A 12,164-nucleotide genomic window follows, 5' to 3' on the forward strand; every position below is an offset into this window, starting at 1 on the left:
CCCCTTGCCTCCCCTCATCCCCCCCCTAAGCGCAAGTAGGGCGATCGCTACAGTCCCATGGTGGCTATAACCTTCGAGTGCTGAAGGCAAAATGATACTATGAAATAAGTTTAAAATTATAAGATATGAGTTAAACCAATCGGAGAGTACGTCTTAAGTTGACGATTTAGTACACAAGTCTGTACAACGATGTTTTTGAGTTAATTCTCCTGCTTCAACTTATAGACCTTGCGCTCCCACGGCTTTGTTGGGTTAAATGCTTATAATAAATGCCAAACCTTTAATCCTTATCCCCTCTAGATTTAGTTGAAAACAAACGCCATGCTAAAAACTTTGTTGGGCGATCCCAACGCTCGTAAGCTGAAAAAATACCAACCTGACATTACTGAAATTAACCTCTTAGAAGAAGAAGTTAAAGCTCTTTCTGATGAACAGTTAAAGGGCAAAACAGCAGAATTTCAACAACGACTCGCGTCATCTGAAACTACAGATGATATTTTGCCAGAAGCTTATGCTGTTGTCAGGGAAGCTGGACGACGTGTTTTAGGGTTGCGACATTTTGATGTGCAACTCTTAGGTGGTGCTATCCTGCATTCCGGGCAAATTGCGGAAATGAAAACTGGGGAGGGCAAAACCCTGGTTGCGACTTTGCCAAGTTATTTAAATGCTTTAAGCGGTAAAGGTGTACACGTTATCACCGTAAACGATTACCTGGCTCGTCGAGACGCAGAATGGATGGGACAGGTGCATCGCTTTTTGGGGTTGAGTGTGGGGCTAATTCAAGCAAATATGACTCCTGCCGAACGTCAAAAAAACTACAGCTGTGATATCACTTATGTTACCAACAGCGAGATAGGTTTTGACTATTTGCGTGATAACATGGCAACATCAATGGCAGATGTTGTGCAACGTCCCTTTAACTACTGCGTAATTGACGAAGTAGATTCAATTCTAATTGATGAAGCACGGACACCTCTAATTATTTCCGGACAGGTAGAAAGACCGACAGAAAAATATTTGCGAGCAGCGGAAATTGCATTTACTCTGAAAAAAGATGAGCATTACGAGGTCGATGAAAAAGCGCGGAACGTGCTGTTGACCGATGAAGGTTTTGCGGAATCTGAAAATCTTTTGGAAGTAAGTGATTTATTCGACCCGGATGATCCGTGGGCACACTTTGTTTTCAATGCGATTAAGGCAAAAGAACTTTTCCTCAAGGATGTAAATTATATCGTCCGCAATGAGGAAGTGGTAATTGTCGATGAATTTACTGGTCGGGTGTTACCAGGACGACGTTGGAGTGATGGACTGCACCAAGCAATTGAAGCTAAAGAACACGTAGAAATTCAGCCGGAAACGCAAACTTTAGCGACGATTACTTATCAAAATTTGTTTTTGTTGTATCCCAAGTTGGGAGGAATGACTGGAACAGCAAAGACAGAAGAACCTGAATTTGAAAAAATTTACAAACTGGAAGTATCAGTAACTCCCACCAACAGGAAAAGGCTGCGTCAAGACTTGTCTGATATGGTGTTTAAAACTGAGCCTGGGAAATGGAACGCGATCGCACAAGAATGTGCCCAAATGCACCAACTCGGTAGACCCGTGCTGGTAGGAACCACCAGTGTAGAAAAATCAGAATATCTCAGCGGGCTTCTCAAGCAGCAAAATATTCCCCACGAATTGCTCAACGCTCGACCCGAAAACGTCGAACGAGAGTCAGAAATTGTCGCCCAAGCCGGACGCAAAGGTGCTGTCACCATCGCCACTAACATGGCTGGTAGAGGTACTGACATCATTTTGGGTGGTAACTCTGAATATATGGCGCGTCTGAAGCTGCGGGAATACTTTATGCCCCGCATCGTCCAACCAGAAGACGAAGATACTTTTGGTGTCCACAGAGACGGGGGTTTGCCCACAGGGACTGGTGGTGGACAAGGTTTTGTCCCTGGGAAAAAGGTGAAAACTTGGAAGGCTTCACCACAAGTTTTCCCGATTCAATTGTCAAAAGAAACAGAACAACTGCTGAAAGAAGCTGTGCAAGTGGCAGTGCGTGAGTATGGTGAGCGCAGTTTACCCGAATTAGAGGCAGAAGAGAAAGTAGCTGTAGCGGCAGAAAAAGCGCCAATTGACGACGTAGTCATTCAAACTCTGCGGTCAGCTTATAACCGTGTCAAGCACGAATACGAACAGTTTACTAGTCGGGAACACGAAGAAGTAGTGCAGTTAGGCGGTTTGCACGTAATTGGTACAGAACGCCACGAATCGCGACGGGTAGATAATCAGTTACGCGGACGTGCTGGACGCCAAGGAGACCCTGGTTCAACAAGATTCTTCTTAAGTTTAGAAGATAACTTGATGCGGATTTTTGGAGGCGATCGCGTAGCCCGTTTAATGGAAGCCTTTAATGTTGAAGAGGATATGCCCATTGAGTCGAAGATGCTCACCAACAGTTTAGAAGGTGCTCAGAAAAAAGTCGAAACCTACTACTACGACATCCGCAAACAGGTGTTTGAGTACGACGAGGTGATGAACAATCAACGTCGCGCTATCTACGCAGAACGTCGTCGGGTGCTAGAGGGGCAAGACTTGAAAGAACAGGTTATCAAGTATGCCGAAAAAACTATGGATGACATCGTTGACTATTACATCAACCCCGACTTGCCCTCAGAAGAGTGGGAATTAGAAAAGCTGACAGAGAAAGTCAAAGAATTCGTCTATCTGCTGGAAGACTTGCAGCCAAATCAATTAGAAGAGATGACAATTGGCGAAATTAAAGCTTTCCTTCACGAACAAGTGCGAATTGCCTACGATATGAAGGAAGCTCAAGTTGACCAAGTGCAGCCCGGACTGATGCGACAAGCTGAAAGGTTCTTTATATTACAGCGAATTGATACCCTCTGGCGGGAACACCTACAACAAATGGATGCCTTGCGAGAATCTGTGGGATTGCGCGGTTACGGTCAAAAAGACCCGCTGATTGAATATAAGAGCGAGGGATATGAACTTTTCTTGGATATGATGGTGAATATCCGCCGAGATGTGGTATACTCTCTCTTCATGTTTCAACCGCAACCCCAACCAGTAGTTCAGGCACCATCAGAGATGGTTTGAAGTTAAGGGCTAGAAATAATAGTTTTGCCCAAAGACGCTAAGAATTACTTAGCGTCTTTTTGTGTGAATAATTTATACATAAAAAAGCTTTTATTTCACTCGATTAATTGAGTGCATCTTCATAGATTTTTAGTATAACAATCTACTTTGACGTAAAAACGAGGGCGTATTTAAACGCAGAGGAATACAGAGTAAACGCAGAGTATGTGGGGAATTTATTAGACATCTCCGGAAAAGAATGTAGAGACGTAGCTAGCTTACGTCTCTTGGGGTTTGGGCAACGCATAATTCATTTTTGGAGATGTCTATTTAATTCGTTAGGAATTTGTGGTATATTTACCTAAGTATATTTCTCAGCAAGTATGTGATTTGGGTAAATAAAACCTTTAGGGGTGTGCGATCGCTTCTCCATATCAGAAACTGTTAATGGATGAATGCGATCGCACGATTATAACCGTCTTAACCCACAAAGGCTAAATACCCAACCTTTGATAAACCTCCTCTAAATGCTTCAGATGCTGCTTTGGATTGAAACATTCCGCAATTTCTGCTGGTGATAACTTTTCAGTCACGTGAGGCTCTTTGCTAATCAAATCGTGAAAATTGCCTTCTGGTTTATTCCAAGCTGCGTGAGCGCTTTCTTGAACAATTTTATATGCTTCTTCTCGCTTCATGCCTTTTTCGATTAAAGCAAGTAGCACTTTTTGGCTAAACACCACACCACCATAGCAGTTAAGATTTCGCTCCATGTTCTCAGGATAAACCAGCAGGTTTTTCACTAAGTCGATGGTTTCCTTTACCATGAAATGTGTCAAAATGCAAGCATCGGGAAACATTACTCGCTCAACGGAACTGTGGGAAATGTCGCGTTCGTGCCAAAGTGCGACGTTTTCCAAAGCTGCCACCGTATGACTTCTGATAATGCGTGCCATTCCGGTTAATCGTTCGGAACGGATGGGGTTACGCTTGTGTGGCATAGCTGAGGAGCCTTTTTGCCCTTTGGAAAAGAATTCTTCAACTTCGAGAACGTCTGTTCTTTGTAAGTTGCGAATTTCCACGGCAAAGCGTTCGATGGAGGCAGCGAGTAAAGCTAATTGTTGCACATAATCGGCATGGCGATCGCGTGAAATAACTTGAGTTGACGCGGTATCGGGTTGTAGTCCCAACTTAGCGCAGGCGATCGCTTCCACACGCGGATCGATGTTAGCATAAGTTCCTACCGCACCGGAGATTTTACCCACAGCGATGGTTTTGCGGAGAATTTTCAAGCGTTCTTGGTGACGCAACATTTCTGCCAACCATCCAGCCAACTTAAAACCAAAAGTGATCGGTTCAGCATGAATCCCGTGCGATCGTCCAGTCATCACCGTATAACGATGTTCTGTTGCCTTTTTGCGAATGGTAACAATTAAATCTTCCACACCTTGCAACAACAAATCAAGACTTGCTACCAATTGCAAAGCTAAAGCAGTATCCAGCACATCCGAACTAGTCAAACCTAAGTGAATATAACGTCCTGCATCGCCAACATATTCATTTACGTTTGTTAAAAAAGCAATCACATCATGACGGACTTCTGCTTCAATTTCTAGCACCCTCTTTGGGTCAAAATTAGCCTTTGCCTTAATTTCCTCAACCGCTTCTGCAGGAATGTAACCCAACTCAGCTTGAGCCTCACAAACAGCGATTTCTACTTGCAACCAGGTTTTTAACTTGTAAACTTCCGTCCACAAATTGCCCATTTCCGGCAAGGTATAACGCTCTATCACGATCCACCACAGAATTCAACCGTCATATTCTACAGTTTTACAGTAAAAGTTTTGAACCTCTTTTATAATATAAAGTTAATCATCTCAAATTTTAATTGTATTATACTGTTTTTTGCTGAGGTAAAGGACTGCTTTTGGAATCAGATGTAATGATACTAATGCTACCATCAGCTTCTAGATACGCCTTTTTCACATCGGCTAAAAACTCTATACCCTGCTGACGTAATTGGCTCATCAACTCTTCTTCTGTAATTAGTTCACGTTCCAGATGACGCAATATCAGACGCCCATTTTTGACAAGTAGTAAAGGTGGGGGATTAAGAAACTGTTGAAACTTGGGAATTTTGTAGCCTAACCAGTTGAGCAAATAGCTCCAAAAAATAACAGTTCCGACTAAAATTGCTCCTTCGGTAATTGATGTATAACTGCTTGCCATCGCATTTTGGGCAGCTTCCGCAAATAATACAACCACCAACAAATCGGGAATTCCCAGCGTTCCCAATTGTCTGCTGGGGAGAAAACGTAACACTGAGAAAAGTGCCAAGTATACCAGCGAACCTCTGACAATCAGTTCCAAGACGCTCATGCTGGGGACAAAAATTGCCTGCCAATTAATTGAAAACCATCTGTGCATTACTACTATCAGGTGGGCAAACATAGATTTTTAGCCTTTGTGATGAAAGTCGCTAATTTTTGCTTCTTTGTTTTAAGCGTTTGGCTTGTGTCAGTTTCCTAAATAAACGATTAATAAAATTAGAATTTCTTTTCTTTGCCGATGGTTCCTCAGGATGCTTGGATTTCATCCCTAGATTAGCACGAGCCTTATCAGTCATGGGGATAGCATTGTCTGCTGGGACAATTTGTGAGCCGTATCTTCTAGCGTAAACTTGGGTAAACTCGGCACCAAAAAAGAGAATTTGGGCAGCATAATAAACCCAAGCGATGACAACTACTACTGAACCTGCCGCACCGTAAGTTGAACCGAAGCTGCCGTTTCCTAAATATTGCCCTAAAACAAACCTGCCGAAGGAAAATAACAGTGAAGTGATAGCAGCACCAATCCAAACATCACTCCAGGTAATTTTTACATCTGGTAGGACTTTAAATATTAGCCCAAACAGCACAGTACTGATTGCAAAACCAAGTAAAAAATTAACTATCTGCCAGATAAAATCAATACCTGGTATCAAGTTATTAAAGTAAGCAATAAATGCTGCTAATACTCCACTAACTACCAGGGACACCAGAAGTAAAAAGCCGATACCCAGAACCATCGCAAACGACAAAAAGCGATTGCGAACCATGTTTTTTACAGCACGTCCTGGTTTCGGTTGCACTTCCCAAATTGTATTTAAAGCATCTTGTAGTTCAGTAAATAGACCAGTGGCACCAAATATTAGAACTACGATACTGATGATAGAAGCGATCGCACCTTGCTTTGGTTGACTAGCATTTTTAATTGCCTCCTGAATGAGTTTTGCTCCAGCCTCACCAACTAAACCTTGAATTTGTGCGAAAATTTGACCACTTGCGGCATCTTTTCCAAATACTGCACCAGCGATCGCAATTACAATAACCAGCAACGGTGCAATTGAAAATATCGTGTAATAAGCTAGCGCTGCCGATAACCGTGAGGCTTTATCTTTACTCCATTCTTGAAATGTCTCTTGGAATAGCCCCAAAATTGCCTTCACGTTCATCAATAAGTCTCCTTTTCTCAGTATATAGCTAGCCTTAAACTTAATTGATACTTCATTTTTTAATCCGTCACATCTGCCAGAAGGCGTTTTTTTCGCATCCTTGAGGCAGAACTGTATGATTTACAGTTAGACCACACTCAAGTTTTCTTCATTAGACATCTCCAGAAATGAACTATGCGTTGCCCAAACCCCAAGAGACGTGAAATTTCACGTCTCTACATTGTTTTCTGGAGATGTCTATTAGACCTAGACGTGAAAATTAAATATGCGTCAACCAAATCCCAAGAGACGCGATCGTCCGAAGTCTCTACATTAGACGTCTCCATAAATTAATTATGCGTTGCCCGAACCCCAAGAGACGTAGCATTGCTACGTCTCTACGTATGACTCCGGAGATGTCTATTCTTTTCCACGACGTTTGTCCATTTCTTCCTTTGCGTCTGGTGCACCTTTGCGATCTGCTAAAAAGAATGTGGTTCAAATAAGCTGAAAATCGCTGTCATATACTCAAACCAAAAACTCTGCGGAAACCTTTGCGGTTCTCTGCGTTGAAAAATATATAATTCCGATACAAACGGATTTGATCTAACTCCCGACTCTTCGTTTATCTGTATAATTTCTCAAATTTTCCGTAAACAGGGTAAAACTAGATGTAGATTGTAATAACCGCAATACTACTGATGAAAAACATTTACAGGGTGGCTAACTACTTGACTAAAGCAGTAGATACAAGTATACAATCATCAACTTATCATGCGTACTTTAGGATTTACTCAGCGCTTTTTTTTATTGGTTACTCCTTTGATAGCTACTTCTAGCTTAGTAACCTCACCCACTCAAGCTGCTACATTAGCTTCATCTCAAGGAGAATTTTATTTACAAAACTTCAGTCTCGATCCCGAAGTAACCGCAACTACAAATAATGCCAACATCTCAACTATTGCCAAAGATAGCGAGGTATCAGCCACTAATAATGCAAATATAGATTTTCTTCTCGAACCACCAGAAGTAATTAATAAATCTTTCAGTCAAGCCTTTGGTCAAAATCAAAATTATTTAGGACTGGCAAACGCTGATGGTAAAGTTTTAGGGAACTTTTTTGTAGACGCTGGTGAATCCTTTTCTGTAGATTTTACAGCAGCTTTAGACCTAGAAACATCAATAGATAAACCAGCAGCAGAGAATGCTAGAGCAAGTGCAGATATTTCATTTTTGTTATTTGACACAACTGACATCGCGAATCAAGGTCTTTTAGATGACTTTTTTACTCAGTTGTTATCTGACACTACACCGAACACTAAAAAAACTCCTTTAGACTTCTTTTCCCTGAGTGGAAATTTAAACTCTTTCAACACGAATGATTTTATTACCAGTCAAAAAAGTGAATATTTCACTTTATCTAAACAAGATACTCAGTTAAATTTTGGTGGTAAGGCAGAATTTGCAACAGCGTTATTTACAGGTTCTATAAAACGCTCTTTTGCTAATCCAACAAATTTAACTTTCATCCAAGTTAGAAAAAGTCAAGTCAAAGTTTCAGTCCCTGAACCATCGACTAGTCTAGCTTTACTTTTTGTGTGTGCCTTAGTCGCGATTGCTACTAAATCAAAGCTGAAAAAGATTACCTCAACATAATCTCAGCGAAAATTGACACTCTTGAGATCCCCGACTTCGCAAGAGTCGGGGATCTTGTTTTTTCAAAACTACTATATTTATGGCTGCAAATTTTCTGCCATTAGATAGAGAAAAGCTTTCTGCCAATAGCAGTATGACTAATGCTTTCGCTTTATGTTAAATAATTAAAGGAAAAGAGAAATATGTGGTTAGGAAAATTTTATCCAACCAACGATTAATCATGCCCAATTTATAAATAAAATATTTATGCAACTTACAAATAAAGTAGCATTGGTGACAGGAGCAGGTTCCGGCATTGCGAAGGCAGCGGCAAAGTTGTTTGCTAAAGAAGGTGCAAAAGTCGCAGCACTAGGACGTACAAAGGAAGAACTAGAAGAAACTGTTGCCCAAATTGAAAGCGACAATGGGGAAGCGATTCCACTGATTGCTGATATTTCTAAACCAGAAGAAATGCAACAAGCAATTCAGCAGATTGCAGATAAGTGGGGACGTTTAGATATTGTATTTGCTAACGCGGGAATTAATGGAGTTTGGGCACCTATAGATGAATTGACACCCGAAGAATGGGATAAAACAATCAACATCAATCTCAAAGGAACTTTTTTAACAGTTAAGTATGCTGTACCTCACCTGAAAAAACAGGGTGGATCGATTATTATCACTTCTTCTGTCAACGGTACACGCATTTTTAGTAATAGTGGTGCAACTGCTTATTCTTGCTCAAAAGCCGCACAAGTTGCTTTCACAAAAATGGTTGCTTTAGAACTTGCTAAACACCGCATTCGTGTGAACGTAATTTGTCCTGGGGCAATTGAAACTAGTATTGATGAAAACACCCAAAGACGAGATTTAGAAGATATTAAAGAACCAGTTGAGTTTCCTGAAGGTAAGATTCCTTTAACTGATGGCAAACCAGGAACATCTGAGCAAGTGGCACAACTAGTGTTATTTTTAGCATCAGATGCTTCTAGTCATATCACCGGGACGCCAATTTGGATTGATGGGGGAGAATCTTTGTTGAAGGCTTAGGAATAACCTGAATTATATCATGACATATTGTAGAGACGTTCCGGCGGAACGTCTCTACGACGGTTGCGGCGTTTTTATCGAACATGATATTACTGCATTCTATCTATGGTGCGATACTGAATTGCTTCTGCGACATGATTTGCCTTCAGGTCATCATCTCCCGCCAAATCTGCAATTGTGCGTGCTACTTTGAGAATGCGATCGCTTGCTCTTGCCGATAAGCCTAATTTCTTAATTGCGGCTTCTAACAGATTGCGACTAACATCATCTAATTTACACCATTTTTGCAGATGACCGCTCTGCATATGTGCATTGCACCGCAGATTTCGTTCATCTTTGAATCGATTTGCAGTTCTTTCTCGTGCTTGTTGCACCCTCTCTCGCACACTTGTAGATGATTCTCCTGTCGGTTGTTGAGTAATTTCCTCTGCTTTCAAGCGATTAACCGCAACTTGCAAATCAATTCGATCCATCAACGGACCCGAAAGCTTTGCCCAATATTGTTCTCTTTGTCGTGGCGAACACGTACACTGTTGGATAGTATCGCCATAATAACCGCAAGGACAAGGATTGGTACTTGCCACCAATGTAAACTGAGCGGGAAACATTACCGATTGCCTCGTGCGTGATATAGTGACATAACCATCTTCCAAAGGTTGACGGAGAAATTCTAAGACATCACGTTTAAATTCTGTCAATTCATCGAGAAAAAGTATCCCAAAATGTGCTAAAGATATTTCTCCAGGACGGGGAAAACTACCACCACCAACCAGGGAGGGACCAGAAGCTGAGTGGTGAGGACTGCGAAAAGGGCGATCGCGTACCAAAGAACCGCGATTTTTCAACAACCCAGCCACCGAATGAATCCGTGTCACCTCCAAAGCCTCAGCAAAAACTAAAGGTGGTAAAATCGTCGGTAAGCGTCTAGCTAACATCGTTTTACCACTACCAGGCGGTCCCACAAAAATTAAATTGTGTCCCCCAACTGCGGCAATTTCTAAAGCACGACGAGCATGTGCTTGTCCCTTAACATCCTTTAAATCTGCACTACTAAAGGAATCTAGAAGCTTTCCAGGTGATGTCTGTAGTGTACCATCAAACTGCACAGGTTTATGAGAACTTGGATTATTTAAAAAATTTGCCACATCAGATATATTATTAAATCCATAAACCTTCAAGCCTTCAACCACAGCAGCTTCTTGGGCATTATCAGCCGGGACAACCAAACCTGTAATTCCCATCTTTTCAGCAGTCGCAGCGATGGGTAAAACACCCGCAACAGCGCGTAAATTGCCATCCAGCGAAACTTCACCTAAGAAAAGATAATCTCCCAACAACTCAGCATTGACTTGTTCTGAAGCTGCCAAAATGCCCACACTGATAGGCAAATCAAAACAAGGACCTTCTTTGCGTAAATCAGCCGGTGTCAGATTAATTACAATCTTTCGCATCGGAAAGGCAAAACCAGCATTTTTCAAAGTTGCCTTGACTCTTTCTTTCGATTCTTGTACCGCAGCGTCGGGTAATCCTAACACGACAATTCCCGGTAAACCCCCCGATACATCGACTTCTACACCTACCTTAACAGCATCGATACCGACAATTGATGCACTCCAAACTCTCGCAAGCATAATCCTTTGTCCTTGGTGATTCGTCTGTCTTATCATTGACAATTGGCAAATGACAAATCACAAATTACGTATGACAAATCAAGACACGATTTTCGGTAAAATTATTCGTCGAGAAATTCCCGCAGATATTGTTTATGAGGATGATTTAGCACTGGCATTCAAAGACGTTCAACCCCAAGCACCGGTTCACATCCTCGTCATTCCCAAAAAACCCATTGTCAAACTTACTGATGCCGAAGAAAGCGATCGCGACCTTTTGGGGCATCTTTTATTAACAGCAAAGCGCGTTGCCGAAGAAGCTGGACTCACCAACGGTTATCGTGTTGTCATCAACACAGATTCTGACGGTGGTCAAAGTGTCTATCATTTACATTTACATATTCTAGGAGGACGGCACATGACTTGGCCTCCTGGTTAATAGACAACCGATGTGGAAATTAATTATCCGTTACCCACAAACCTTGTAGAGACGTAGCAATGCTACGTCTCTATTAATAAGGCGTGAAAATGATACTTTGTCCAAAACCCTTGTAGAGACGCGAAATTTCGCGTCTCTACATTTTGTGTCTAATGCAGCTATAGAGACGCAATTCACCGCGTCTCTAGCTTATATAAGAAAAACAAATGACTCTCATAATACATACTTAATTAAAAAACCTTTACAAATCTCAACTAAGCCTCTAATCTGATAAACAAGAGGTACAAACACCTACCTCCAAAATTCATACTCAAATAAAGCAATCATAAACTCATGACTACAACCTTACAAAGACGCGAAAGCGCCAACGTATGGGAACGCTTCTGCGAGTGGATTACTTCCACCGAAAACCGCCTATACATTGGTTGGTTCGGCGTATTGATGATCCCCACCTTGCTAGCTGCAACCACCTGCTTCATCATTGCGTTCATCGCAGCACCCCCAGTAGACATCGATGGTATCCGTGAGCCTGTTGCAGGTTCTTTGATTTACGGAAACAACATCATTTCTGGTGCAGTTGTTCCTTCCTCTAACGCAATTGGCTTGCACTTCTACCCAATCTGGGAAGCTGCTTCCTTAGATGAGTGGTTGTACAACGGTGGTCCTTACCAATTGGTAGTATTCCACTTCTTGATCGGCGTATTCTGCTACCTCGGTCGTGAATGGGAACTTTCTTACCGCTTAGGTATGCGTCCTTGGATTTGCCTAGCATTCAGCGCACCTGTAGCTGCTGCAACCGCAGTATTCTTGATCTACCCAATCGGACAAGGTTCATTCTCTGACGGTATGCCTTTGGGTATCTCCGGAA

At 41.9% G+C, this 12,164-nt stretch carries 9 protein-coding genes; 5 read left to right on the forward strand and 4 right to left on the reverse strand.

The window, feature by feature from the left end; genetic code table 11:
• The first annotated feature begins 321 nt into the window (after positions 1-321).
• A complete protein-coding gene (gene secA, locus OGM63_RS13670; RefSeq protein WP_263746132.1) occupies positions 322-3,114 on the forward strand; it encodes a preprotein translocase subunit SecA in 2,793 nt (930 codons plus the stop codon).
• Between the two features lie 473 nt (positions 3,115-3,587).
• Here secA and purB read toward each other — a convergent pair whose 3' ends face one another.
• The 3 genes from purB to OGM63_RS13685 all read right to left on the reverse strand — a co-directional run bounded on the left by purB (position 3,588) and on the right by OGM63_RS13685 (position 6,583).
• Positions 3,588-4,883: an adenylosuccinate lyase gene (gene purB / locus OGM63_RS13675; protein ID WP_263746133.1), complete on the reverse strand. Its 1,296-nt coding sequence runs from the start codon at positions 4,881-4,883 to the stop codon at positions 3,588-3,590.
• A 100-nt stretch (positions 4,884-4,983) separates the two neighbouring features.
• On the reverse strand, positions 4,984-5,541 hold the full coding sequence (locus OGM63_RS13680; protein WP_263746134.1) for a DUF421 domain-containing protein: 558 nt from the start codon (positions 5,539-5,541) through the stop codon (positions 4,984-4,986).
• A 28-nt stretch (positions 5,542-5,569) separates the two neighbouring features.
• A complete protein-coding gene (locus tag OGM63_RS13685; RefSeq protein WP_263746135.1) occupies positions 5,570-6,583 on the reverse strand; it encodes a YihY/virulence factor BrkB family protein in 1,014 nt (337 codons plus the stop codon).
• A 753-nt stretch (positions 6,584-7,336) separates the two neighbouring features.
• On the opposite strand from OGM63_RS13685, the gene OGM63_RS13690 reads away from it, so the two are divergent.
• Both OGM63_RS13690 and OGM63_RS13695 read left to right on the forward strand, forming a co-directional pair.
• Positions 7,337-8,218 carry a PEP-CTERM sorting domain-containing protein gene (locus OGM63_RS13690; RefSeq protein ID WP_263746136.1) on the forward strand — a complete coding sequence of 294 codons (882 nt, stop codon included), beginning with the start codon at positions 7,337-7,339 and terminating at the stop codon, positions 8,216-8,218.
• Between the two features lie 246 nt (positions 8,219-8,464).
• Positions 8,465-9,247 (forward strand): SDR family oxidoreductase, encoded by a 783-nt coding sequence (locus tag OGM63_RS13695; RefSeq protein WP_263746137.1) that lies wholly within the window; start codon positions 8,465-8,467, stop codon positions 9,245-9,247.
• An 89-nt stretch (positions 9,248-9,336) separates the two neighbouring features.
• Here OGM63_RS13695 and OGM63_RS13700 read toward each other — a convergent pair whose 3' ends face one another.
• A complete protein-coding gene (locus OGM63_RS13700) occupies positions 9,337-10,878 on the reverse strand; it encodes a YifB family Mg chelatase-like AAA ATPase (protein ID WP_263746138.1) in 1,542 nt (513 codons plus the stop codon).
• Positions 10,879-10,948: 70 nt separating this feature from the next.
• Between OGM63_RS13700 and OGM63_RS13705 the strand changes: the two genes are divergently transcribed.
• Together OGM63_RS13705 and OGM63_RS13710 are read left to right on the forward strand one after the other, a co-directional pair.
• Positions 10,949-11,296: a histidine triad nucleotide-binding protein gene (locus tag OGM63_RS13705; protein ID WP_263746139.1), complete on the forward strand. Its 348-nt coding sequence runs from the start codon at positions 10,949-10,951 to the stop codon at positions 11,294-11,296.
• A 333-nt stretch (positions 11,297-11,629) separates the two neighbouring features.
• On the forward strand, positions 11,630-12,164 hold a 535-nt coding region (locus OGM63_RS13710), incomplete at its 3' end, for a photosynthetic reaction center family protein (protein ID WP_511041090.1).

The sequence above is a fragment of the Plectonema radiosum NIES-515 genome (assembly GCF_025753815.1).
Classification (GTDB): domain Bacteria; phylum Cyanobacteriota; class Cyanobacteriia; order Cyanobacteriales; family Nostocaceae; genus Hassallia; species Hassallia radiosum_A.

What these genes read in the sequence shown, in the direction of transcription:
- secA (WP_263746132.1), top strand. Translation starts at nt 322, where the DNA reads ATGCTAAAAACTTTGTTGGGCGATCCCAACGCTCGTAAGCTGAAAAAA.
- OGM63_RS13680 (WP_263746134.1), bottom strand. Translation starts at nt 5,541, where the DNA reads ATGTTTGCCCACCTGATAGTAGTAATGCACAGATGGTTTTCAATTAAT.
- OGM63_RS13685 (WP_263746135.1), bottom strand. Translation starts at nt 6,583, where the DNA reads ATGAACGTGAAGGCAATTTTGGGGCTATTCCAAGAGACATTTCAAGAA.
- OGM63_RS13690 (WP_263746136.1), top strand. Translation starts at nt 7,337, where the DNA reads ATGCGTACTTTAGGATTTACTCAGCGCTTTTTTTTATTGGTTACTCCT.
- OGM63_RS13695 (WP_263746137.1), top strand. Translation starts at nt 8,465, where the DNA reads ATGCAACTTACAAATAAAGTAGCATTGGTGACAGGAGCAGGTTCCGGC.
- OGM63_RS13700 (WP_263746138.1), bottom strand. Translation starts at nt 10,878, where the DNA reads ATGCTTGCGAGAGTTTGGAGTGCATCAATTGTCGGTATCGATGCTGTT.
- OGM63_RS13705 (WP_263746139.1), top strand. Translation starts at nt 10,949, where the DNA reads ATGACAAATCAAGACACGATTTTCGGTAAAATTATTCGTCGAGAAATT.